Annotated in this window: 25 protein-coding genes and 1 pseudogene; 14 read left to right on the forward strand and 12 right to left on the reverse strand. The window is 69.6% G+C overall.

Annotated elements, in window-relative coordinates:
- Window positions 1–6 precede the first annotated feature (6 nt).
- Window positions 7–291 (forward strand): hypothetical protein, encoded by a 285-nt coding sequence (locus H7965_RS12625; RefSeq protein WP_186770942.1) that lies wholly within the window; start codon window positions 7–9, stop codon window positions 289–291.
- Here H7965_RS12625 and H7965_RS30870 read toward each other — a convergent pair.
- Both H7965_RS30870 and H7965_RS30875 read right to left on the reverse strand, forming a co-directional pair.
- Window positions 281–712, reverse strand: coding sequence for an aspartate/glutamate racemase family protein (locus tag H7965_RS30870; RefSeq protein WP_229682604.1), 432 nt, complete (start codon window positions 710–712; stop codon window positions 281–283). The two genes, H7965_RS12625 and H7965_RS30870, sit on opposite strands and share 11 nt — an antisense overlap.
- Window positions 694–1,038 (reverse strand): aspartate/glutamate racemase family protein, encoded by a 345-nt coding sequence (locus H7965_RS30875; RefSeq protein ID WP_229682605.1) that lies wholly within the window; start codon window positions 1,036–1,038, stop codon window positions 694–696. The genes H7965_RS30870 and H7965_RS30875 overlap by 19 nt, the downstream gene beginning before the upstream one ends.
- Before the next feature lie 151 nt (window positions 1,039–1,189).
- Here H7965_RS30875 and H7965_RS12635 point away from each other — a divergent pair, with 151 nt between their 5' ends.
- The 4 genes from H7965_RS12635 to H7965_RS12645 all read left to right on the forward strand — a co-directional run bounded on the left by H7965_RS12635 (window position 1,190) and on the right by H7965_RS12645 (window position 2,901).
- The gene (locus H7965_RS12635; protein ID WP_186770943.1) at window positions 1,190–2,167 is read left to right on the forward strand and encodes a Bug family tripartite tricarboxylate transporter substrate binding protein; all 978 of its coding nucleotides are present in this window, start codon (window positions 1,190–1,192) and stop codon (window positions 2,165–2,167) included.
- 72 nt (window positions 2,168–2,239) lie between these two features.
- Complete coding sequence (locus H7965_RS12640) at window positions 2,240–2,419, forward strand: FAD-dependent oxidoreductase (protein ID WP_315898690.1); 180 nt, start codon at window positions 2,240–2,242, stop codon at window positions 2,417–2,419.
- 27 nt (window positions 2,420–2,446) lie between these two features.
- Window positions 2,447–2,572: a hypothetical protein gene (locus H7965_RS31715; RefSeq protein WP_315898691.1), complete on the forward strand. Its 126-nt coding sequence runs from the start codon at window positions 2,447–2,449 to the stop codon at window positions 2,570–2,572.
- A 26-nt stretch (window positions 2,573–2,598) separates the two neighbouring features.
- The gene (locus H7965_RS12645; protein WP_186770944.1) at window positions 2,599–2,901 is read left to right on the forward strand and encodes a hypothetical protein; all 303 of its coding nucleotides are present in this window, start codon (window positions 2,599–2,601) and stop codon (window positions 2,899–2,901) included.
- Between the two features lie 230 nt (window positions 2,902–3,131).
- Here the strand turns inward: H7965_RS12645 and H7965_RS12650 are convergent, their stop codons facing one another.
- The 7 genes from H7965_RS12650 to H7965_RS12680 all read right to left on the reverse strand — a co-directional run bounded on the left by H7965_RS12650 (window position 3,132) and on the right by H7965_RS12680 (window position 10,037).
- A complete protein-coding gene (locus H7965_RS12650) occupies window positions 3,132–3,791 on the reverse strand; it encodes a TetR/AcrR family transcriptional regulator (protein WP_186770945.1) in 660 nt (219 codons plus the stop codon).
- 39 nt (window positions 3,792–3,830) lie between these two features.
- Window positions 3,831–4,550, reverse strand: a complete 720-nt coding sequence (locus H7965_RS12655; RefSeq protein ID WP_186770946.1) for an alpha/beta fold hydrolase — start codon at window positions 4,548–4,550, stop codon at window positions 3,831–3,833.
- Window positions 4,551–4,717: 167 nt separating this feature from the next.
- Window positions 4,718–5,140, reverse strand: coding sequence for a PaaI family thioesterase (locus H7965_RS12660; protein ID WP_186770947.1), 423 nt, complete (start codon window positions 5,138–5,140; stop codon window positions 4,718–4,720).
- Between the two features lie 88 nt (window positions 5,141–5,228).
- Entirely contained in the window at window positions 5,229–6,728 is a 1,500-nt protein-coding gene (gene hutH, locus H7965_RS12665) for a histidine ammonia-lyase (RefSeq protein WP_186770948.1), read from the reverse strand.
- Window positions 6,725–8,392, reverse strand: a complete 1,668-nt coding sequence (hutU, locus tag H7965_RS12670; RefSeq protein WP_186770949.1) for a urocanate hydratase — start codon at window positions 8,390–8,392, stop codon at window positions 6,725–6,727. The genes hutH and hutU overlap by 4 nt, the downstream gene beginning before the upstream one ends.
- On the reverse strand, window positions 8,389–9,282 hold the full coding sequence (locus H7965_RS12675) for an alpha/beta fold hydrolase (protein ID WP_186770950.1): 894 nt from the start codon (window positions 9,280–9,282) through the stop codon (window positions 8,389–8,391). The genes hutU and H7965_RS12675 overlap by 4 nt, the downstream gene beginning before the upstream one ends.
- A gap of 62 nt (window positions 9,283–9,344) precedes the next feature.
- A complete protein-coding gene (locus H7965_RS12680; protein ID WP_222440587.1) occupies window positions 9,345–10,037 on the reverse strand; it encodes a phosphatase PAP2 family protein in 693 nt (230 codons plus the stop codon).
- Between the two features lie 45 nt (window positions 10,038–10,082).
- Here H7965_RS12680 and H7965_RS12685 point away from each other — a divergent pair, with 45 nt between their 5' ends.
- The 4 genes and pseudogenes from H7965_RS12685 (at window position 10,083) to H7965_RS12695 (ending at window position 13,016) form a co-directional block, all read left to right on the forward strand.
- Window positions 10,083–10,994: a lipid kinase gene (locus H7965_RS12685; RefSeq protein WP_222440602.1), complete on the forward strand. Its 912-nt coding sequence runs from the start codon at window positions 10,083–10,085 to the stop codon at window positions 10,992–10,994.
- 185 nt (window positions 10,995–11,179) lie between these two features.
- Window positions 11,180–11,821, forward strand: a pseudogene (locus H7965_RS12690) (Bug family tripartite tricarboxylate transporter substrate binding protein); the annotation flags it as partial.
- A gap of 76 nt (window positions 11,822–11,897) precedes the next feature.
- Window positions 11,898–12,128, forward strand: a complete 231-nt coding sequence (locus tag H7965_RS31945; RefSeq protein ID WP_390624565.1) for a hypothetical protein — start codon at window positions 11,898–11,900, stop codon at window positions 12,126–12,128.
- Window positions 12,129–12,212: 84 nt separating this feature from the next.
- Window positions 12,213–13,016, forward strand: coding sequence for a class II aldolase/adducin family protein (locus H7965_RS12695; protein WP_229682606.1), 804 nt, complete (start codon window positions 12,213–12,215; stop codon window positions 13,014–13,016).
- Here the strand turns inward: H7965_RS12695 and H7965_RS12700 are convergent.
- Entirely contained in the window at window positions 13,004–13,900 is an 897-nt protein-coding gene (locus tag H7965_RS12700) for an alpha/beta fold hydrolase (protein ID WP_186770953.1), read from the reverse strand. The two genes, H7965_RS12695 and H7965_RS12700, sit on opposite strands and share 13 nt — an antisense overlap.
- Before the next feature lie 135 nt (window positions 13,901–14,035).
- Here H7965_RS12700 and H7965_RS12705 point away from each other — a divergent pair, with 135 nt between their 5' ends.
- The 3 genes from H7965_RS12705 (at window position 14,036) to H7965_RS12715 (ending at window position 16,835) form a co-directional block, all read left to right on the forward strand.
- A complete protein-coding gene (locus tag H7965_RS12705; protein WP_186770954.1) occupies window positions 14,036–14,827 on the forward strand; it encodes an SDR family NAD(P)-dependent oxidoreductase in 792 nt (263 codons plus the stop codon).
- A gap of 143 nt (window positions 14,828–14,970) precedes the next feature.
- Window positions 14,971–15,927, forward strand: coding sequence for an ABC transporter permease (locus H7965_RS12710; protein WP_186770955.1), 957 nt, complete (start codon window positions 14,971–14,973; stop codon window positions 15,925–15,927).
- Window positions 15,924–16,835 (forward strand): ABC transporter permease, encoded by a 912-nt coding sequence (locus H7965_RS12715; protein WP_186770956.1) that lies wholly within the window; start codon window positions 15,924–15,926, stop codon window positions 16,833–16,835. The genes H7965_RS12710 and H7965_RS12715 overlap by 4 nt, the downstream gene beginning before the upstream one ends.
- 6 nt (window positions 16,836–16,841) lie before the next feature.
- Here H7965_RS12715 and H7965_RS12720 read toward each other — a convergent pair whose 3' ends face one another.
- Together H7965_RS12720 and H7965_RS12725 are read right to left on the reverse strand one after the other, a co-directional pair.
- A complete protein-coding gene (locus tag H7965_RS12720) occupies window positions 16,842–17,843 on the reverse strand; it encodes an ABC transporter ATP-binding protein (protein WP_186770957.1) in 1,002 nt (333 codons plus the stop codon).
- The gene (locus H7965_RS12725; RefSeq protein WP_261394177.1) at window positions 17,840–18,892 is read right to left on the reverse strand and encodes an ABC transporter ATP-binding protein; all 1,053 of its coding nucleotides are present in this window, start codon (window positions 18,890–18,892) and stop codon (window positions 17,840–17,842) included. Before H7965_RS12725 ends, H7965_RS12720 begins: the two co-directional genes overlap by 4 nt.
- A 154-nt stretch (window positions 18,893–19,046) precedes the next feature.
- On the opposite strand from H7965_RS12725, the gene H7965_RS12730 reads away from it, so the two are divergent.
- Complete coding sequence (locus tag H7965_RS12730) at window positions 19,047–20,732, forward strand: ABC transporter substrate-binding protein (RefSeq protein ID WP_186770959.1); 1,686 nt, start codon at window positions 19,047–19,049, stop codon at window positions 20,730–20,732.
- Window positions 20,733–20,826: 94 nt separating this feature from the next.
- A complete protein-coding gene (locus tag H7965_RS12735) occupies window positions 20,827–21,240 on the forward strand; it encodes a Rieske (2Fe-2S) protein (RefSeq protein ID WP_186770960.1) in 414 nt (137 codons plus the stop codon).
- Window positions 21,241–21,271: the final 31 nt, after the last annotated feature.

Below are 21,271 nucleotides of genomic sequence, written 5' to 3' on the forward strand. Positions count from 1 at the left end.
GCAGCGATGCGCCTGCTGCTGCTCCTCGGTCTGCTGCTCGCCGCGTCTGCCACCAGGGCGCAGGAGACACCGCGCGGCTGCGTCTTGGAGCGCGAGGGCACGACCGCATGCTTCGGGGAGAAGCTCTGCCTCTGCCGCTTCGTCCCGGGCGGGCAACTCAGCGTGCGGCCGGCCGGGCATCACTGGGATTGCGGCGCGCTGCGGCCGGGCTGCGGGATCGCCCCGGCCGGGCCACCGCCGGTGATGCCGGATTACCTGCCCTACCTGCCGCAGCGCCGGTTCAGCCGGTGAATCGCTGTGGCCGCAGCCCGGCGTGGAACCAACCGATCATGCTGTAGATATCATACACCGGCAGCTCCAGCGCCGCCCGTAGCGCCGCCGCATAGGGCGGCATGTTGGTGCATTCCAGCACGATAGCGCCCACCTCCGGGTGCGCCGCCACCAGGGCGCGGCCGGCGTCGAGGATGTCCTGCTCGGCCAGGACTACATCCATGTCCACCGCCTCGGCCTTGATGAGCACACGGAAGAACTCGCGCCCGCTCTCGGTGCCGGCCACCGGCGTGTCCAGCGGCATGCCGACCGCCGCAAGATGCGCCGGCGTCAGCCCGCTGCGGCTGACCGTCACCACACCCACCGCCGGCCCGGCGGCCCGGCGGCCCGGCGGCAGGGTGGCCTGGACCCAGGGCACCTGCATCAGCGAGGAGGTCGCCACGGTACCTGCACCGCCTCAGCCACCTCCCGCTGGAACAGCGAGAGGAAGCCGTAGTTGGTGGTGATCGCCTCGGCGCCGAGGTCGACCAGCTCGCGCGCTGCGGCAACGAATTCCGGAAGCAGGCCACCCGCACCCTCCAGCACCACCCGCTCCGGCGTCGCTCCGCGGACCACGCGGAACAGCACCGGAAAGGGCCAGGTGGCGGCATTACCCATGTCGCCGGGGATGCGGGGGAAGCGCGCCTCCAGCATCAGTATGCCGAGCGGCGCGCCGTAGATCGATTTGCCGCCACGGGCGAGCCGCGGCGCGTCGGGGGCATCGTTCATCCGTCCAGGCTAGAGCGGATCGCGGCGGAGCGTGAACGCCGGAATGCAAACCCGTTCTGGCAACAACAGGATCAGGCGAACCACGGTCCCAACTGGACGGCGATCCGCTCCAGGGCACACCATGCCGGGCTGGAACGGAAAGGACTCCGGGATGCCTCGTCGTCTTGTCCTGTTGCTGATTCTGCTTCTTGCCGGCCCTGCGGCGGCGCAGGCGCCATGGCCGCATCGCCCTATAACCATCCTCGGCGGCTTCCCGGGCGGTGCGGGCACCGACATCTATGCTCGCCGGCTGGCGGAGCCGCTGGCCCGCGCCCTCGGTCAGCCGGTGGTGGTGGACAACCGCTCCGGCGCCGGCGGCAACATCGCCTCGGACGCCGTCGCCAAGGCGCGGCCGGATGGCTACCTGTTCCTGATCGGTACGGCGGGGACGCATGCAATCAACGCGACGCTCTACCGCAGCCTGCCTTTCGACCCGCTGCGCGACGTCACCCATGTGACGCTGCTCGGCGACGTGCCGAACGTTCTGCTGGTCAACCCGGAGAAGCGGCCGCAGTACCGCAACTGCCAGAAGCTGATCGCGGCGGCGCGGGCACGGCCGGGGCAGCTCAACTACGCCTCCACCGGCAATGGCGCATCGACGCATCTCGCCGGCGCACAATTCACCGCGGCTACCGGCCTCAACATCGTCCATGTGCCCTATCGCGGCCAGCCGGGCGCGATGCAGGCGCTGCTCGCCGGGGATGTCGACTTCTTCTTCAACCAGACCGGACCCTCGATCGCCCCGGTGCAGCAGGGCCAGCTCCGCGCGCTGGGGGTGACGCTGCGGCAGGCGGTGGAGGCTCTGCCCCAGGTGCCGACGGTGGAGCAGGCCTGCGCCCTGCCGGGCTTTGAGAGTAGCACCTGGTACGGGCTGCTTGCTCCACCCGGCCTGCCGGCGCCGATCCTGGCGCGGATGAATGCCGAGGTGGCGCGAATCTTGGCGACGCCGGAATTCCGGCGCTGGCTGATCGACAGCCAGGGCATCACCCCGCCCACCGACACCTCGCCGGAAGGCTTTCGCCGGGTGCATGAGCGGGACATCGCCCGCTGGGCGGCGATCGTGCGGCGGTCCGGCGCGAGCGTCGATTGAGGCGCAACCGGATGGGTTGCCGCGGCTGCGGCGCCCGTCCACCATCGGCGGATGAATGCCCTGGCGCCCGCCATGCCGAACAGCCTCTGGGCCGCGACCGCGCCGCCGCCGCCACCGACCCGGCCGCTCGCCGGCGGGGCCCGCACCGATGTGGCGGTGGTCGGTGCCGGCTTCACCGGCCTCCTCGCCGCATTGCATCTGGCCGAGGCGGGCATCGCCTGCACCGTCCTTGAAGCCGCGGAGATCGGCTGAGGCGCCTCCGGCCGCAACAATGGCCAGGTGATCCCCAACCTGTCGCGGATCGACCCCGACGCCATCGTCGCCTCCATCCCGGCCGAGCTCGGCAGGGCGGAGAAGTGGGAGGCGTTGGTCCCGCATGTCTACGAGCTTGGCCCGGGCTGCTGAGTTGGACCGGCTGCAACGGCCGCGGCGTGGGGCTGGCGACGGCGCTGGGGCAGGAGCTGGCCAAGGCCAGCGCCGGCGTGCCGCTGCGGGAGATCGCGGCACCAGTCGAGACCCGGCCGAACCGGGTGTTCGAGCACGAGTGGCAGGCGCTCGGCATCGCCTGGCAGATGGCAAAAAGCCGGATCAACGACCGGCGGGATTGGGCGGGGCGCTCCGAAGCGGCCAGCCCACGCCAGGGGGGCGGGGAGATGTTCATCCCTCCGGTGGAGGTTCTGGGGCCAAACCCCGATTCCTTCGACAGATTAAGCTCAACTTTGGCCAACTCGTGAAGAAACTCTATTAATATCAAGGCCTTATTCTGAACGAGGCAAGGCAAGCTAAGTCACTGACCTTGCAGGCGTTTTCCCGAAATTGGCCAAAGCCGAGTTAAGATTGCCTGTCGATACCGTTGACGCGTCCTGATGTCCCTCCACGGCTTTGCCTCGGAAGCGTACTGAAGCGCCGATCGGGAGGGATCATCGGTATCCCCGCAAGACTGCGAAGCGGAATCTTGGGGAGTTCAAGCCGGCTCCGCCCCCCTTGGGCCGGTGCCTAACGCCGCGTCGCCAACGCCCTGCCGGCCAAGCAACGCCGCCACGCCATTCTCCAGCACCACCTCGGGCGGTGGCGCGCCGTCGCCGTGTATCGGCATGCCGGCGCGTTCCAGCATCGCCACGCCATGGCTCAATGCCCAGACCTGCAGCGCCACCAGCCGCGGCGCGCGCCCGCCCTCCGGCAGCTGGCTGGCGACGGCCTGAGCGAGAATGGCGAAGGGGCCGGGTCGCGCGGGCTCCGGCGCTGCCGTGCCGGCGCCATGGAAGGCGAACATGGCGGCGTAATAGCCCGGTTCCTCACGGGCGAAGCGCAGATAGGCCGGGCCCATGCGGGACAGCGCCTCGGCCGAAGAGGCTCCGGCACCGGCGGCGGTCTGCAGCCGCTGGCCGAACAATGCGAAGCCGCGCTGGCAAAGCTCCGACAGCACCTCCTCACGGTCCTTGAAATGGCGGTAGGGGGCGGAGGGCGACACCCCAGCGCGGCGGGCCGCCTCCGTCAGGGTGAAGCCTTGCGGCCCGCGTTCGGCAACCAGGTGCCGGGCGGCTTCCAGCAGGGCCTCCCGCAGGTTGCCGTGATGATAGCCGCGCCGGGCAGCGGGGTCGAAGCTCGGTACTGATTGTCCCATGCTGCTCACAACTCCGCGCGGCGGGTTTTGCTGCAAGCGCTAAGTGATCGCCGCCAGCATGCGGGTGAGTTCGGCCGGCGCGGTCACCATGGCGTCATGCCCGGTGGCGATCTCCTGCCACGTCCAGCCGGGCCGCCCCTTCACCCAGTCCCGCGCCCAGGCCAGCGCCGGATACCAGGGGGCGGTGCAGGCGATGTAGGTGCAGGGCAGCCCGTTGCCGACCGGGTGCTCGAGCCGCAGCGGGGTCTGGTAGGTGTTGATCGGGTGGGGGGTCAGCCGGCGGCGGACCCAGGGGGCCAGCGGGTGATCCTCCGACACCCCGAAGGCCGAGACCTCCGGGTTCGGCCCGGCGATGGTGTTGCCGGAGGCCTCCAGCCGCCTGCGACGTTCGGCGACGATCTCCGGCGGCATCCGGCTCCAGGGGCTTTGACCATCCTCCAGCACCATGGCGTCCAGGTAGACGAGGTGGCGCAGCCGGGCCGGGATGCGATCCGCCGCGCCGGTGATGCCGATGCCGCCGAAGCTGTGGCCGACCAGGATGACATCCTCCAGTTCCTCCGCCTCGATGTGCTCGACGACGTCGGTGACGAAGGTCTCCAGCGTGATCTCCGCCGAAAGCAGGTGGCGCCGCTCGCCGAGGCCGGTCTGGGTCGGCGTGGTCACCTGATGGCCAAGGGCGCGCAGCCCCGCCGCGACCTCCCGCCAGCACCAGCCGCCATGCCAGGCGCCATGCAGCAGCACATAGGTCTTGCCGGCCATGTCTCTTCCCCCTCGGTCGGGCCGCAGGCTGCCCCGGTCTCGGCAGCGCGGCCAGCCCGGATTCGCGGTTGCGCGAAATCGGCGCCTGGTGACATTGGGCGGCTTCCCGGGCCGGCCCGGGCGCGCATCCGCGCCCGCGGCAACGCCGGTGCCGCGGCATCGTTGTCTCAGCCTGCTGGTGCGATCACCGCCCAGGTGGTGGTCACATGGGCGGTGATGTCGTCGCTGCCCTCGGCCCGCAGGATGATCTCGCCAAACACCATGCGACGGCCGCGCTTCACCAGCCGCGCCTCGGCGAGCACCGGCACGGCGCCGGCAGGGCGGAGGAAGTTCACGGTCATGGTCGAGGTCACGCTCTCGTCGCGTCCCTCGGTGACCGAGAGCAGCGCCGCCCACATCGCCACATCGGCAAGGCCCATCAACGCCGGGCCGGAGACGGTATTGCCCGGCCGCAGCAGATCGGGGCGAAAGGGCAGGCGGACCAGCGCCACGCCGGCCTCGGCCGCCAGCACCTCGATTCCCCAGGCGGCGGCGAGCGGTACGCCCTCCCGCATGATGGCCTGGATGGCGGCGACGCTGGGTGCGGGCATTCGGTATCCTCCGGCCGCGCGGCCGACGCAGGGGGTTGCCGCCATCCTGTAGCAGAGCCCGGCCAGACGGGCGATGCGGTACGGATGTTCAGCCCCACTCCACCAGCGCGGCGAATCGGCCGTGCTCGACCAGGGATTTCACCGCGGCGATGTCGGGCGCCATCATCCGGTCGGTGTCCCAGGCGGCGGCGACGCCGCGCACCAGCCCATGCGCGCGTTCCAGCGGCTGCGCGCTCTGCAGCGGGCGGTGGAACTCCAGCCCCTGCGCCGCCGCCAGCAGCTCGATCGCCAGGATGCCGGCGAGGTTGTCGGCCATGTCGTGCAGCCGCAGCGCCGCGCCGGTCGCCATGCTGACATGATCCTCCTGGTTGGCGCTGGTCGGCAGGCTGTCGGTGCTGCGCGGCACCGCCAGGGCGCGGTTCTCGGCGGCCAGCGCCGCGGCGGTCACCTGGGCGAGCATGAAGCCCGAGTTCAGCCCGCCCTCGCGCACCAGGAAGGCCGGCAGGCCGGAGAGCGCCGGGTCCATCAGCAGGGCGATCCGGCGCTCGGCGATGGCGCCCAGTTCGGCCAGGGCCAGGGCCAGGGTATCGGCGGCGAAGGCCACCGGCTCGGCGTGGAAATTGCCGCCCGACATCACCTCGCCGCCCTCAACCACCAGCGGGTTGTCGGTGACGGCGTTGGCCTCGATCTGCAGCACCTGGGCGGCATGCGCCATCAGATCGAGGCAGGCGCCGGCGACCTGCGGCTGGCAGCGCAGCGAATAGGGGTCCTGCACCCGTGGGTCGCCGATGCGGTGGCTCTCGCGGATGGCGCTGCCGGCCAGCAGCCCGCGCAGCGCGGCGGCGACGCGGATCTGCCCGGGCTGGCCGCGAAGCGCCTGGATGCGGGCGTCGAAGGGGGTGTCGCTGCCGCGCGCCGCATCCAGGCTCATCGCGCCCGCGACCAAGGCTGTACGCAGCAGATCCTCGGCGGCATAGAGCGCGGCCAGGGCCAGCGCGGTGCTGACCTGGGTGCCGTTCAGCAGCGCCAGCCCCGCCTTCGGGCCGAGGATGAGGGGCGCAAGGCCGGCGCCGGCCAGGGCCTCGGCACCGGGGCGGATGGCGCCGCCGGCGAAGGCCTCGCCCTCGCCAACCAGCACCAGGGCAAGATGGGCAAGCGGCGCCAGATCGCCCGAGGCGCCGACCGAGCCGCGCGCCGGGATGGCGGGGATGATGCCGGCATCGAGCAGCGCCAGCAGCGCCTCCACCACCACCGGCGGCACGCCGGAGGCGCCACGCGCCAGCGACAGCGCCTTCAGCGCGATGACCAGCCGCACCACCGGCGCCGGCAGCAGCGGCCCGGTACCGGCGGCATGGCTGCGCACCAGGTTGAGCTGGAGCTGCGCCAGCTGCTCCGCCGGGATATGGGTGCCGGCCAGCTTGCCGAAGCCGGTGTTGACGCCATAGAGCGGGTCGCCGGTCGCCAGGCGTGCGACCAGGCTGGCAGCAGAGGCGTCCATCGCCTCGCGCCAGCCCTCCGCCAGGGTAAGCGGCGCGCCTTCCATCACCGCGCGCAGCGCCAGCAGCCCGGCCTGGCCGGGCGCGATCACGCGCGGATCATGGGCAGGTCCAGCCCATGCTCCCGCGCGCAGTCGAGGGCGGCCTCGTAGCCGGCATCGGCGTGGCGCATCACGCCGGAGGCGGGGTCGTTCCAGAGGACACGTCTGAGCCGCCGCGCCGCATCCGCGCTGCCATCGCAGACGATGACCATGCCGGCATGCTGGCTGAACCCCATGCCGACGCCGCCACCATGGTGCAGCGACACCCAGGTGGCGCCGGAGGCGGTGTTGAGCAGCGCATTCAGCAGCGGCCAATCGGAGACAGCGTCGGAGCCGTCGCGCATCGCCTCGGTCTCCCGGTTCGGGCTGGCGACGCTGCCGCTGTCCAGATGATCGCGGCCGATGACGATGGGCCCGATCTCGCCGCGCGCCACCATCTCGTTGAAGGCGAGGCCGAGCCGGTCGCGCTGACCGAGGCCGACCCAGCAGATCCGCGCCGGCAGCCCCTGGAAGCTGATCCGTGCGCGGGCCATGTCGAGCCAGCGATGCAGATGCGGGTCATCCGGGATCAGTTCCCGTACCTTCGCATCCGTCCGGTAGATGTCCTCGGGGTCGCCGGAGAGCGCAGCCCAACGGAAGGGGCCGATGCCGCGGCAGAACAGCGGGCGGATACAGGCCGGCACGAAGCCGGGGAAGCCAAAGGCATTCACCAGCCCATCCTCCTTCGCCATCTGCCGGATGTTGTTGCCGTAGTCGAGCACCACGGCGCCGCGCGCCTGGAAGTCCAGCATCGCCTGGACGTGCTGCGCCATGCTGCGCCTCGCCGCGGTGGCAACCGCGGCCGGGTCGCGTTCCCGCAGCTCCGCCCATTGCGCCAGGGTCCAGCCGGCGGGCAGGTAGCCATTCGCCGGGTCATGTGCGCTGGTCTGGTCGGTGACGATGTCCGGCACCACGCCGCGGCGCACCAGCTCCGGGAACACCTCCGCCGCATTGCCGAGCAGGCCGACGCCGATCGCGCGCCGTTCCGCGCAGGCTGCGCGGATCATCGCCAGGGCGGTGTCGAGGTCGTCGGCGCGATGGTCGAGGTAGCGCGTCGCCAACCGCTTCTCGATGCGCGAGGGTTGGCATTCCACCGCCAGCACGCAGGCGCCGGCGAAGACGCCGGCCAGCGGCTGCGCCCCGCCCATGCCGCCGAGGCCGCCGGTCAGGATCCAGCGTCCCGCGAGATCGCCGCCGAAATGCTGCCGCCCGCATTCAGCGAAGGTTTCGTAGGTGCCCTGCACGATCCCCTGGCTGCCGATGTAGATCCAGGATCCCGCGGTCATCTGGCCGTACATCATCAGCCCACGGCGGTCGAGTTCGGAGAAATGCTCCCAGCTCGCCCAGCGTGGGACGAGGTTGCTGTTGGCGATCAGCACGCGCGGCGCGTCGGCATGAGTCTCGAAGACGCCGACCGGCTTGCCGGATTGCACCAGCAGGGTCTCCGTCTCCTCCAGCCGCCGCAGCACCTCGATGATCGCTTCGTAGCTGCGCCAGTCGCGCGCGGCGCGGCCGATGCCGCCGTAGACCACCAGCTCCCCGGGCTTCTCCGCCACCTCGTCATCGAGGTTGTTCATCAGCATCCGCAGCGGCGCCTCGGTGGTCCAGTGCTTCGCCGATTTCTCCAGCCCGCGCGGGGCGCGGATCGCGGGGGCGTTGCGGAAGCGGTCGCTCATCGCGGCACCTGCCAGAGGCGGTCGAAGAAGCCGGCGATCTCGGCGGCGGCGCGGTCCGGGTCCTCGCGGTGGGGGAAATGCCCGAGGCCGTGCAATGGCTGCGCATCCACATCGGTGAAGAACCCGCCGATGCGGTCCATCCATTCCACCCTCAGCACCGGGTCCAGCGCGCCCCAGCGGATGCAGCTCGGCACCGTCACCGGTGGTGGTGGCGGCAATTCGCCGCGCATCATCGCCAGCCGCGCGGCGTTCTGGCTGATGTACCAGTTGAAGCCGCCCTGGAGGTTGCCGGGCTGGAGGAAATTATCGACCCACGCCTCCAGCACATCGTCGAAGGCCGAGGGATTTCCGGCCGACCAGTGGCGCAGGAAATGGCCGAAGTAGAGCCGGCAGGCCTCGCGCGAGGAGCCAACCAGTGCCGCCGCGAAATCCTTCTGATGGAAGGATTGGTACCAGATCTCCTTCAGATGGTCCGGCGCCGCCCAGCGGGCGCCGACGCCGGGATAGGGGCAGTCGAAGAAGAACAGCCCGGCGAAGCGGTCTGGCGCCTGCCGCGCCATGACCTGGGCGACGAAGGCCCCGACGTCATGGCTGACCACCCCGGCGCGGGGGATATCCAGTGCCTCCAGCAGCGCCAGCATGTCGGCGGCGTGAACCTCGGCGCCGGCCTGGTCGGAAGGGCCAACGTCCGGCTTGTCGGTCGCGCCGAAGCCGCGCAGGTCGGGGGCGATCAGCTCGAACCGCCCGGCCAGGCGCTGCATCACCGGCTCCCAGCTCAGCCAGAACTCCGGCCAGCCATGCAGCAGCAGCAAGGGGCGGCCGGCCCCGACGCGGGCGAGGTGGAAGCGCAGGCCGCGGAGGGTGAGTTCGGCGTGGCGAATCCCGGTCATGGCGCGTTCGCTCCCTTGGCTTCCCCGAGAGCGGAGCATAGCGCAGTTCAGGCTCGGCCAATTCACGCCTCCGGGGGCGGCGGCTTCCGGTCGCGCCGCGGCCAGGCCCGCAGCAGCAGCCAGCAGCCCATCGCCCAGGCGGCGCCGAGACACCAGCCGGCCAGCACGTCGCTCGGCCAATGCACCCCGAGGAACACCCGGCTGGACCCCACGAGCAGGGTCAGCGCCACCGCCACGCCGAGGATGTAGCCGCGGTCCCGCCGCCGCTCCGCCGCCGCCGCCAGCAGCGCCCCAAGAGTGAGGTAACCCACCGCCGACAGCATGGCATGGCCGGAGGGGAAGCTGGAGGTGGCCACCTCCGCCAGCCGGCTGACCAGATCAGGACGGGGCCGGTCGAAGCCCTGTTTCAGCAGGGTGTTCAACAGCATCGCCCCGGGCAGCGACAGCAGCAGCAGCCACACCGCCCGCCAGCGTCGCCGCAACGCCAGCGCGCCGAACGCGACCAGCCCCGCCAGGGTCAGCACCGCCATACCGCCGAGCGCAGTAATGTCGCGCATCGCCAGCGCCAGCCAATGGGGCCCGATCGGCTCGCCATTCGGCTGCCGCAGCGCCAGCAGCACGGTGGTGTCGAAATGGTGCGGCTCGCCGCTGGCCAGGCCGAGCAGCAGGGCAAAGCCGAGCAGCCCGGCGGCGCAGATCGCCAGCGCCGCCAGGACCGCCCCTTGCTCGACCATCCGGGATCGCATGTTCAGCATCGCCCGGTCACAATCCCTTTTGGCAACCCGCGTCGGTTTCGGCGGTTGCAGCCGCGCAACAGCGGCAGGAGACCGACCATCGCCAGCGCCCTGCTCATCGTCAACCGCCGCGCCCGCAGCGGCGCCGGGGCCGCGGAGGAAGCGCAAGCCGCGCTGGAGGCGGCCGGCCTCACCGTCCTGTCCTTCGAGCCGCCGGAGCGCATGAGTTGCGCTGAGGCCATCATCGCCGGTGCCCGGGCGCATCCGGTCGACCGGGTGGTGCTCGGCGGCGGCGATGGCACGCTGAACGCCGCCATCCCCGGCCTGCTGGAGCTTGGGCTGCCGTTCGGCATCCTGCCGCTCGGCACTGCCAACGACCTGGCCCGAAGCCTTGGCATTCCCTTCGACATTGCTGCGGCGGCGCGGGTGATCGCCGAGGCGGCGCCGCGCCCGCTCGATCTCGGCGAGGTGAACGGCCATGCCTTCTTCAACGTGGCGAGCATAGGTTTCAGCGCCGAACTCGCCACAGAGCTGAAGGCGGAGGCGAAGCGGCGCTTCGGTACTCTCGGCTATGCCATCGCCGCCTTCAGCCTGCTGCGCCGCGCTCGGCCCTTCACCGCGGTCCTGACGCATGACGGGGTGGTTGAGCGGGTGAAGACGATCCAGGTCTCGGTCGGCAACGGGCGGCATTACGGCGGCGGGATGACGATTGCCGAGGATGCGCGACCGGATGATGGCGTGCTGGATGTGTACAGCCTGGAGGTGACGCATTGGTGGCGGCTGGTGGCGCTGCTGCCCTGGCTGCGCCGCGGTACCCAGGGCCGCTGGCGCGACGTGCGCGCCTTCCGCACCACGGCGCTGGAGCTGCACACGCGCCGGCCCCGGCCGATCAACACCGATGGCGAGCTCACGGCCTGGACGCCGGCGGTGTTCCGGCTGCGCCCGGCGGCGCTGCGGGTCTTCGCCCCGGCGCCCTAGTCGGGTAGCAGATCGGGTCGGCCTTGCAACAGCGCGGATGGGATGCAAGCTGCGGCAAGGCAATGCCATTGCCGCACTGGGCGGCATAAGGCGGACTACGACCGGCAGGATGCACCGCCGGCACCATGAGGAAACGCAGCATGCGACTGACCCGCCGGGCCTCCATGATGATCCCGTTCCTGGCTATGCCGGCGGTGAGGCCGGCCCGAGGCCAGGGTTATCCGTCGCGCGCGGTGCGCATCGTCGTTGCCTATCCGCCGGGCGGCGCGACCGACATCGTCGCGCGCAAGGTGGCGGAGGCGATCGCGCCGACGCTCGGCCAACCGGTGATCGTCGAGAACCGTCCCGGTGGCAGCGGCACCATCGGCACCGGGGAGGTGGCGCGCGCCCAGCCGGACGGCCACACGCTGCTGGCGATGGACAGCAGCTACTGCATGCTGCCCTACGTCTTTGCCCGGCTGCCCTGGGACCATGCCCAGGACCTGCTGCCGGTCACCGTGTGCAATTTTGCCCCGGTGGTGCTGGCGGTGAAGGCCAATGCGCGCTGGCCCGACCTGGCGGCGCTGATGGCCGAGGCCCGCGCCAACCCCGCCCGCATCACCTATGGCACCGGCGGCGTCGGCAGCTCCCTGCATTTCGCGGGCGAGGATTTCCAGCATGACGCCGGCATCGAGCTCTACCATATCCCCTTCAAGGGCGCGGGCGAGGCGACCCTCGGGCTGCTCTCCGGCACGGTTGACCTGGTGATGGGCTCGACCCCCTCGGCGATGGCCAATCTGCGCGCCGGCACGATCCGCGCGCTTGCGGTCTGCGGCCGCCAGCGGGTCGCCGCCCTGCCGGAGGTGCCGACCTTCGCCGAGGCAGGTGCCGACCTTCGCCGAGGCCGGGGTGCCGGGTTTCCAGATGGTCAACTGGACCGGGCTGGCCGCGCCGAAGGGCACGCCGGAGGCGAACATCAACCGGCTGCAACTGGTGGTGAGCGAGGCGCTGGCGACCGAGCGGATGCAGCAGTTCTTCCTCGCGCAGGGGGCGACCACGGGCGGCATGCTACCGGCGGAGTTTAGCAAGCTGATCCGAGACGAGGTGGCGCAGTGGCGCGGCGTGGCCGAACGCGTCAAACTGGTGCCGCAATAGCCGGGCGCGGGCAGCGCGGCCGCCGCCTGCCAGCATGGGCTGCCGGACGCGCCCGGCCCGATACCAGAAGAAGGCATAGCCACCATGGGGAACATGGCGTCCCGCTACACGACGAACTGGCCGACCATCCGCGACCAGGTCAGCCCCGAGGAATGGCAGGCGCGGCTCGATCTCGCCGCCTGCTACCGGCTGGTCGATGCCTATGGCATGACCGACATGATCTACAACCACATCACCCTGCGGATCCCCGGCACCGAGCACCTGCTGATCAACCTCTACGGGCTGCTCTACAAGGAGATCACCGCGACCAGCCTCGCCAGGATCGATGTCGAGGGGAACATCATCTGGAAGCCGGACACCGAATACGGCATCAACAAATCCGGCTACGTGATCCATGGCGCCATCCACAAGGCGCGGCCGGATGTGGCGGCGGTGATCCACACCCATACCCGCGCCGGCATGGCCGTTGCCTCGATGAAATGCGGGCTGCTGCCATTGACCCAGACGACGATGCGCTTCGTTGGCCACCTCGGCTACCATGACTACGAGGGCCCGGCGGTGGATCTGGCCGAGCGCGAGCGGATCGTCGCCGACCTTGGCCCGCATGACGCGATGATCATGCGGAATCACGGGCTGCTGACCTGTGGCGCCACGGTTCAGCAGGCCTTCAACACGCTGTACCAGCTCGAGATGGCCTGCCGCGCCCAGGTCGATGCAATGGCCGCGCGCACCGAGCTGGTCATGCCTTCGGCGGAGATCCTGGAGAAGACCGCGCATCTCTACCAGCCGGGCACCCGCCGCCCCTATGGCGTGCTGGAATGGCACGCCATGCTGCGGCTGCTGGAGGCGGAGCAGAAGAACTCAGGCTTTCCGCCCTACTGGGTCTGAGCCTCGGCCCCGAAGAAGCGTAGGAACCAGTCGAGCACCTGTTCCGGCGCTTCCTCGTTGATGTAGTGCCCGCCCGGCAGCGCCTCGCCACGCACATCGGCGGCGCGCTGCTGCCAGAGGCCGAGCGGATCGGCGAAGCGCTTGCCGACGCTGCTGTCCTTTCCCCAGAGCACCAGCAGCGGCATCGCCAGCCTGCGGCCGAGATCGGCAGTGTCCAGCGCGCAGTCGATGGTCGCCGCCGCGCGGTAGTCGCCACAGGAGCCGCGGATGGTCTTCTCGTTGAAGCAGCGGACGTACTCGTCCCAGATCGCCGGTGGGATGTGGTTCAGGTCGGCGGTCAGCTTCAGCAGCTTCTTGCGCATGAACCAGTCGGCCGGCACGCTGCCCAGCATGCGTTCCGGGAAATCGGCGGGCTGCGCCATGAAGGGCCAGTGCCAGCCATTGATCGCCCCCTCCTTGTCCATCGCCGCCCACATGTCGAGCGTCGGCACGATGTCGAGCACCGCCGCCCGGATCACCGCCTGCGGATGGTCGAGGCACATGCGGTGGGTGGTGCGCCCGCCGCGGTCGTGGCCGGCGACGTGGAAGCGCTCATGGCCCAGCGCCCGCATCACCTCGACCTGGTCCTGTGCCATGGCGCGGAAGGAGTAGTTCGAATGGTCCGGCGCCTCGGGCGGTGCCGAGCTGTCGCCATAGCCGCGCAGGTCGGCGGCGACGACATGGAAGTGCTCGGCCAGACGCGGCGCCACCGCATGCCAGGAGACATGGGTCAGCGGATTGCCGTGCAGCAGCAGCAGCGGCGGCCCGCTGCCGCCATGCCGCAGCCGGATGCGCGCCCCGCTGGTCTCGATGTCAGTGAGGGTGAAGCCGGGCATGATGTCCATGGGCAATTTCCGTCCTGCGTTGCGGAAGTGTGTCACCCGGCCGGCGGCAGCGCCAGCCGCATCCGGCATTGAGTCCGCGCGGCATTGCCGCCAGCATGCGGTGTCCAGGACAGAGTGGAACGGGAGGAAGACAGCATGGATTTCACCGGCAAGGTCGCGGTCGTGACCGGCGGCGCCAACGGCATCGGGCGCGCCGTGTCGCTCGGCTTCGTGGAGCGCGGCGCGAAGGTGGTCATCGTCGACCGCGATGCGGCGGCGGGGGAGGCGCTGGCCGCCGAGATCGGCAAGGCGGCGATCTTCCGCGCCGCGGACGTCACCCGCGCGGCGGATGTCGCGGCCTATGTGAAGGCGGCGGTCGACAGCTTCGGCGCGATCGACTGCTTCCACAACAACGCCGGCATCGAGGGCCGCGTGGCGCCGACTGCGGAGTATGACGAAGCGGTGTTCGACGCGGTGATGGGGGTGAACGTCAAGGGCGTGTTCCTCGGCCTGCGCCACGTGTTGCCGGTGATGATCGGCCAGGGGCGCGGGGCGGTGGTGAACACCGCCTCGATCGCCGGGCTGGTCGGCACCGCGGGGATGCCGGCCTATGTCGCCTCCAAGCATGCGGTCATCGGCTTGACCAAGGTGGCGGCGGGGGAGGTTGGCAAGCTCGGCATTCGCGTCAATGCGATCTGCCCCGGGCCGATTTCCACCCGCATGGTGCAGGACATCGCCCGGCAGGTGTCGCCGAACAATCCCGAGAGCGTCGAGGAGACCTATGCCTCCGGCATTCCGCTGCGCCGCTACGGCACGGCGGAGGAAGTGGCGAACCTCGTCCTGTTCCTCTGCTCCGACCTCGCCAGCAACATCACCGGGGCACAGTATGTCGTCGATGGCGGGCGGACGGCGGCGCCGGCCGGTGTGGCCCAGGCGGGCATGCGATAGCCCGCCCGGGCCACGAAACTTCACATTGACCGCCTGGGGCGGCTGACATTAGCGTCTTTCCTCGGCCGGCAATGCCCGGCCAGGGGAGGATGACGCCGAATGGCGCATGATGGTTCCGGCACGACCGTGCCGGCTGCTGGTTGATGCTGCCCTATATCCTGCGCCGCCTCGGCTTTGGCGCGTTGACGGTGCTCGGCGTCTCCATCGTCGTCTTCGTCATCATGCGCATCCTGCCTGGCGATCCACTGGTCGCGATCTTCGGCCCTGACGGCTTCACCCGGCTGAGCGAGGAGCAGCGCGCCCACTACATGGCGGAGCTCGGCCTCAGCGACCCGCTGCCGGTGCAGTACCTGCGCTGGGTCGGCGATATCCTGCGCGGCGAACTTGGCCACTCCTTCTTTCGCTCGGAAAGCGTGGCCGAGATGATCCTCCGCCGCGGCCCGCTGACCGCGCAGATTGCGTTCCTCTCGGTGCTGCTGTCCTGGGTCGTCGGCATCCCGGTGGCGATCGTCAGCGCGCTGCGGCCCAACAGCATCGGCGACAACATCGTCCGCTTCCTCAGCATCCTGTTCCTGGCCGTCCCCGGCTTCTGGCTCGGCATGCTGATCGTGCTCGGTTTGCTCTTTGCCTTCGGCTACCGCGCGCCGCTGACCGGTGCATCACTGCTGGAGGATCCCTGGACGACCTTGCAGATGATCATCGGGCCGGCGATCGTGCTCGGCCTGGGGCAGGCGGCCTATATCGCCCGCATGGCGCGCTCGAGCCTGCTGGAGGTGATCCGGGAGGATTACGTGCGCACGGCCCGAGCCAAGGGGCTCGGCGGCCGCGCCGTCATCAGCCTGCATGCGCTGCCGAATGCGCTGCTGCCGGTCATCACCCTGTCGGGTGTGCTGCTCGGCTTCGTCCTCGCCGGCTCCATCCCGGTGGAGCGGGCCTTCGGCACGCCGGGGCTCGGCTCGGCGATGTTCGCCGCGGTCAGCGAGCGCGACGTCTTCGTCATGCAAAATCTGGTGTTCCTCTATGCCATCGTCTTCGTCGCGCTGAACATCATGATCGATATTCTTATCGCCTGGCTCGACCCGAGGATCCGCTTTCGATGAGCCTGTCGCAGACCACCGCCGAACCCGCCGCCATTGTTCCGCCCGAGCCGACGCTGCTGCGGCGGATCGGCGACACCTTGGCGCTGTTCGCGCGGCGCTCGCCGTTATCGGCCTTCTGGGGCGTGGTTGCTGCGGCGATCGTCCTGGTTGCGGTCTTTGCCCCGCTGGTCGCGCCGCACGACCCGCTGATGGCGAACTTCCGGCAGATGGGCAAGCCGCCGGGCGAGGCCGGGCTGTTCGGCACGGATCAGGTCGGCCGCGACGTGCTCAGCCGGGTGATCCATGGCAGCCAGACCTCACTCACCGTCGCCGCCGCGGCGGTGCTGCTGGGCACGACCTTCGGTGCGTTGTGGGGCATGGCCTGCGGCTTCTTCGGCGGGCGGTTCGACAATCTGAGCCAGCGCGCCATGGAGTTCATGCAGTCCTTCCCGGACCTGATCCTGGCGATGGCGATCGCCATGGCGCTCGGCGCTGGCACTGGCACGGTGATCGTCGCCATCGCCATCACCCGCATTCCCTTCGGCGGCCGGGTGATTCGTTCCGTGGTGCTGTCGGTGAAGGAAATGCCCTTCGTCGAGGCGGCGCGCGGCCTCGGCGCCTCCAGCCGTCGGCTGATGTTCCGCCACATCCTGCCGCAATGCGTCGCGCCCTTTCTGATCCTGGCAACGGCGCATCTCGGCGTCGCCATCATCATCGAGGCTTCGCTCGGCTTCCTCGGCGTCGGCATCCCGCCGCCGACGCCGACCTGGGGCAACATGCTGGCCGATAGCCTGAACGCCGGATTGGTACCGCCCTGGTGGCTGGTGCTGTTCCCCGGCCTTGCCATCACCGTGACGGTGCTGGCGTTCAACCTGCTCGGAGACGGCATCCGCGACATGCTGGATCCGCGGCTGCGCGGCTCCGTCTGACCAGTCTCAATGCGGCTGCGCCAGCGGCAGGCTGGCGCAGCCGTCGTGCAGGTGACAGGCGACGAGATGGCCGTCCCGGACCATGCGCAGCGCCGGTTCCTCGGTGCGGCACCGGCCATGCGCATAGGGGCAGCGGGTATGGAAGTGGCAGCCGCTTGGCCGGTTGATCGGGCTCGGCACGTCGCCGCTCAGGATCACCCGCTGGCGGCGCCGCGCCGTCACCTTGGCGATCGGCACGGCGGAGAGCAGCGCCTCGGTATAGGGGTGCAGCGGCGTCTCGAACAGGCTGGTCCGGTCGGTCAGCTCGACGATGCGGCCGAGGTACATCACCGCGACGCGATGGCTGATGTGCTCGACCACCGCAAGGTCATGCGCGACGAACAGGTAGGAGAGGCCGTACTCCTCCTGCAGATCGGTCAGCAGGTTGATGATCTGCGCCTGGATCGAGACGTCGAGCGCCGAGACCGGCTCGTCGCAGACGATCAGTGCCGGGCTGAGCGCCAGCGCGCGGGCGATGCCGATGCGCTGCCGCTGGCCGCCGGAGAATTCATGCGGATAGGCATGCCGCTGTTCCGGCCGCAGCCCCACCCGCTCGAACAGCTGTGCCACCCGGTCCCGCCGCTCCGCCCGCTCTCCCATGCGGTGGATCACCAGCGGTTCCTCGACGATCTCGCCGGCGGTCATGCGCGGGTTGAGTGAGGCGTAGGGATCCTGCTGGATCATCTGCATGCTGCGGCGGTAGGGCAGCATCGCCGTGCTGTCGAGATTGGTGATGTCGTCGCCGCGGAAGCGGATCTCGCCGCGGCTCGGCTGCAGCAGGCGCAGCAGGGTGCGGCCGGCGGTGGATTTGCCGCAGCCGCTCTCGCCGACCAGCCCGAGCGTCTCGCCGGCCGCGATCTGGAAGGAGATGCCGTCCACCGCATGGACCTGGCCGGTCGTGCCGCCGAACAGCCCGCGCTGCACGGGGAAGTGCTTCTGGAGGTCGCGCACCTCGACGAGCGGCGTCATGCTGCGACCGCCCCGGCAAGGACGCGTTCCGCATGCCAGCACGCCGCCCAATGGCCGGGTCGATGCTCAGCGAGCGGCGGCGGCGCCGCGTGGCATGCCGTGGTCGCGAAGCCGCAGCGCGGGGCGAAACTGCAGCCCGGCGGCAACCGCGTGAGAGAAGGGACCATGCCCTTGATCTCGGTCAGCCTCGGGCGGCGGGCGCCGCCGCGCGCCGCGCCCTCGATGTCCGGGATCGAGCCGAGCAGACCGCGGGTGTAGGGGTGGGCCGGGTGCTCGAACAGATCGGCGACATTCGCCTCCTCGACCTTGCGGCCGGCGTACATCACCACGACGCGATCAGCGGTCTCCGCCACCACGCCCATATCATGGGTGATCAGCACCACGGCGGTGCCGAGCGTCTTCTGCTGTTCGCGGATCAGCGCCAGGATCTGGGCCTGGATGGTGACGTCGAGCGCTGTGGTCGGCTCGTCGGCGATCAGCACCTTCGGATTGCAGGATAGCGCCATCGCGATCATCACCCGCTGCCGCATCCCGCCCGAGAGCTGGTGCGGGTAGCTGGCGGCACGGCTCTCGGCATCGGGGATGGAGACGCGACGCAGCATGGCCACCGCCTTCGCCATCGCGTCCCGCCGCGACAGACCTTGATGCAGCGCGATCGCCTCGCTGACCTGGCGACCGATGGTATAGAGCGGGTTGAGCGAGGTCATCGGCTCCTGAAAGATCATCGAGATCTCGTTCCCGCGGATGCGTTCCATCTCCGGCTCGCTCAGCGCCAGGAGGTCGCGGCCCTCGAAGCAAATCCGGCCGCCGGCGATGCGCCCTGGCGGGCTGGTGATGAGCCGCAGCACCGACAGGGCTGTGACGCTCTTGCCACAACCGCTTTCGCCGACCACGCAGAGCGTCTCGCCGCGGCGCACCGTGTAGGACACGCCATCGACCGCTCGGATGGTGCCGGCTGCGGTACGGAATTCGGTCCGGAGATCTTCGATTTCGAGGACGGCGTCGGCGGGCGCGGGTGCGGGCCCGGCGGCGCCCGCGAGATCGCGCAGCACTGTTTGATTCACGACGTGACTCCTCCCGACGCCGGCGTGTAGCCTGTTGCCGGGACGGTACCATCGGCAGTCGGTCATGCTCAACGGTGATCGACAGCCGCCGCCTTCGGCATCATCGAATAACAAGAATGCCGACCGCAGGGAGGAAACAATGAAACGCAATGATGTGCCGCGTGCGGCGCTCGGTCGCCGTCAATTCCTCGAAGCCTCCGCCGCTTTGGCTGCTTATGGGCTGCTTCCGGGCGAGAGCCTGGCAGCCGATGTGCCGCTGGAGTTCGACGGATCCCGCTTCCAGCTTGCCGCGCCCGAGCCGAACCCGAAGCGCGGCGGCGTGCTGCGCTACGCCATCACCAGCCGGCCGCCGCATTTCGACGTGCATCAATCCGGCACGATCAACAGCCTGGGCGCCCAGGGCTGCATGTTCGACAACCTGATCCGCCGGGACCCGCGCGACAGCGGCAAGACCATCATCCCCGACCTGGCGCATAGCTGGCAGATCGCCCCGGACGGCAAGACCTACACCTTCTTCCTCCGCCGCGACGTGCAATTCCACGACGGTGCGGAGCTGACCGCCGAGGATGTGAAGGCGACCTACGATCGTATCGTCAAGCCGCCCTCCGGCATCAGCATCCCGCGAAGCACGCTGTTCACGGCCGTGAGCGAGATCAACGCGCGCGACAAATACACGATCGAGTTCAAGCTGCAGGAGCCTCGGCCGGCGAATTTCATCATGAGTGCCTTCGCCAGCGGATGGAACGTGATCTTCCGCAAGAAGACGCTTGAGGAGAACGGCTACAACCTGCGCCGCGTCGTCAACATCCCCGGCACCGGCCCCTTCCGCTCCGTCCGCCGGGTGGAGAACGAGGTCTGGGTGATGGAGCGGAATGACAAATACTGGAACAAGGGGCTACCCTACCTCGACGGCATCGAATTCTACCATGCGCTGCCCTTCTCGCCGGAACTTGGCTCAGCACTGCTGTCCGGGCGGGTCGACTACGCCCGCATCATGGACCCTGTCTCCAACCGCCGGGTGCGCGCCACACCTGGCATGTCCGGCACGGACTTCTACCAGAGCGTCATCCAGGCAACCTGGGTCAATGCGAAGAAGAAGCCGCTGGATGATCCGCGGGTGCGCCGCGCCATGCATCTGGTGCTGGACAAGGCGGTGCTGGTGGAGGTGGTGAAGGATGTGGCGCCGATGATGGTCGGTGGGTTCATCTACCCCTTCTCCGATTTCGCCACGCCACGCGCCGAGCTGACCCGCCGACTCGGATACCAGGCCGATCCGGGTGCGGCGGTGAAGGAGGCGCGGGCACTGATGGCGGCGGCGGGGCAGGGAAGGGGCGTCCGCGGCCTCGACTTCATCGTTCGCGACGTCGCCACCTTCAAGCTCTGGGCGCAGGCGATCCAGGCGATGCTGCAGCAGACGCTGAACATTGAATGCCGGCTGCGTACCGTCGTCGAATCGGTGTGGTTCGACGATGTGCGGTCCGGCAATTACGACTTGGCGATCGGCGCCGTCGTCTCCACGCTGCTCGACCCATCCGACTACTTCAACGCCTGGTACAAGGATGGCGGGTCGCAGAATTACTCGAACTGGTCTGATCCCCGGCTGGAGCCGCTGCTGCCGCAGATCGATCGCGAGGTGGATTCCGCCAAGCGCCTGGCGCTGATTCGCCAGGCGGAGGCGATCATGGAGGAGAACCCGCCGCTGCTGCCGGTGGCCTGGGAGAAGATCATGGACGGCTGGTTCAATTACGTGAAGGGCCATGTGCCGGACGAGTATTTCGGCATCTACGACGTTGTCCGCATGGACACCATGTGGCTCGACAAGTGACCCGCCCGGTCGCGGCGTGGCATCGAAATCGATTGCCGCGCCGCGGCGCCGCTCGTTAAGCTTGGTGTGCCATGACGCTGATGAGATACTCCGCATGAGCAAGCACGTCGTTGCCGCCGTTGCCGATCTGCCGCCGGGCAGCCGGAAGCTGGTGATGGTGAAGGGCCGGCCGATCGCGGTCTTCAACATCGGCGGCGACTTCTTCGGCCTGATGAACCGCTGCCCGCACCAGGGGGGCGACCTCTGCGCCGGCGAGTTGACCGGGCTGGTCACCGCTGACCGGCCCGGCGAGTATCGCATGTCGCGACCGGGCGAGATCATTCGTTGCCCGTGGCATGGTTGGGAATTCGACGTGCGCACTGGCCAGTCCTGGTGTGAGCCGGGCCGCATCAGGACCAAGCAGTATCCGGTGGAGGTGGCCTCCGGCGATGCGCTGGTGAAGGGGCCCTACATCGCCGAGACGATCCCGGTAGCCGTCGAGGAGGAGTATGTGGTCGTCGAGGTCTGACGGCTGCGCAGAAAACCCGGCAGGAACCGGG

The sequence above is a fragment of the Siccirubricoccus deserti genome, assembly GCF_014283215.1.
Taxonomy (GTDB): Bacteria; Pseudomonadota; Alphaproteobacteria; order Acetobacterales; family Acetobacteraceae; genus Siccirubricoccus; species Siccirubricoccus deserti.

Coding starts and splice junctions, on each gene's coding strand:
- H7965_RS12695 (WP_229682606.1), top strand. CDS start 12,213: ATGGGGAACATGGCGTCCCGCTACACGACGAACTGGCCGACCATCCGC.
- H7965_RS12715 (WP_186770956.1), top strand. CDS start 15,924: ATGAGCCTGTCGCAGACCACCGCCGAACCCGCCGCCATTGTTCCGCCC.
- H7965_RS12625 (WP_186770942.1), top strand. CDS start 7: ATGCGCCTGCTGCTGCTCCTCGGTCTGCTGCTCGCCGCGTCTGCCACC.
- H7965_RS12680 (WP_222440587.1), bottom strand. CDS start 10,037: ATGCTGAACATGCGATCCCGGATGGTCGAGCAAGGGGCGGTCCTGGCG.
- H7965_RS12655 (WP_186770946.1), bottom strand. CDS start 4,550: ATGGCCGGCAAGACCTATGTGCTGCTGCATGGCGCCTGGCATGGCGGC.
- H7965_RS12640 (WP_315898690.1), top strand. CDS start 2,240: ATGCCGAACAGCCTCTGGGCCGCGACCGCGCCGCCGCCGCCACCGACC.
- H7965_RS12735 (WP_186770960.1), top strand. CDS start 20,827: ATGAGCAAGCACGTCGTTGCCGCCGTTGCCGATCTGCCGCCGGGCAGC.
- H7965_RS12660 (WP_186770947.1), bottom strand. CDS start 5,140: ATGCCCGCACCCAGCGTCGCCGCCATCCAGGCCATCATGCGGGAGGGC.
- H7965_RS12635 (WP_186770943.1), top strand. CDS start 1,190: ATGCCTCGTCGTCTTGTCCTGTTGCTGATTCTGCTTCTTGCCGGCCCT.
- H7965_RS12730 (WP_186770959.1), top strand. CDS start 19,047: ATGAAACGCAATGATGTGCCGCGTGCGGCGCTCGGTCGCCGTCAATTC.
- H7965_RS12710 (WP_186770955.1), top strand. CDS start 14,971: ATGCTGCCCTATATCCTGCGCCGCCTCGGCTTTGGCGCGTTGACGGTG.
- H7965_RS31945 (WP_390624565.1), top strand. CDS start 11,898: ATGGTCAACTGGACCGGGCTGGCCGCGCCGAAGGGCACGCCGGAGGCG.
- H7965_RS30875 (WP_229682605.1), bottom strand. CDS start 1,038: ATGAACGATGCCCCCGACGCGCCGCGGCTCGCCCGTGGCGGCAAATCG.
- hutU (WP_186770949.1), bottom strand. CDS start 8,392: ATGAGCGACCGCTTCCGCAACGCCCCCGCGATCCGCGCCCCGCGCGGG.
- H7965_RS12720 (WP_186770957.1), bottom strand. CDS start 17,843: ATGACGCCGCTCGTCGAGGTGCGCGACCTCCAGAAGCACTTCCCCGTG.
- H7965_RS12675 (WP_186770950.1), bottom strand. CDS start 9,282: ATGACCGGGATTCGCCACGCCGAACTCACCCTCCGCGGCCTGCGCTTC.
- H7965_RS12705 (WP_186770954.1), top strand. CDS start 14,036: ATGGATTTCACCGGCAAGGTCGCGGTCGTGACCGGCGGCGCCAACGGC.
- H7965_RS12700 (WP_186770953.1), bottom strand. CDS start 13,900: ATGGACATCATGCCCGGCTTCACCCTCACTGACATCGAGACCAGCGGG.
- H7965_RS12650 (WP_186770945.1), bottom strand. CDS start 3,791: ATGGGACAATCAGTACCGAGCTTCGACCCCGCTGCCCGGCGCGGCTAT.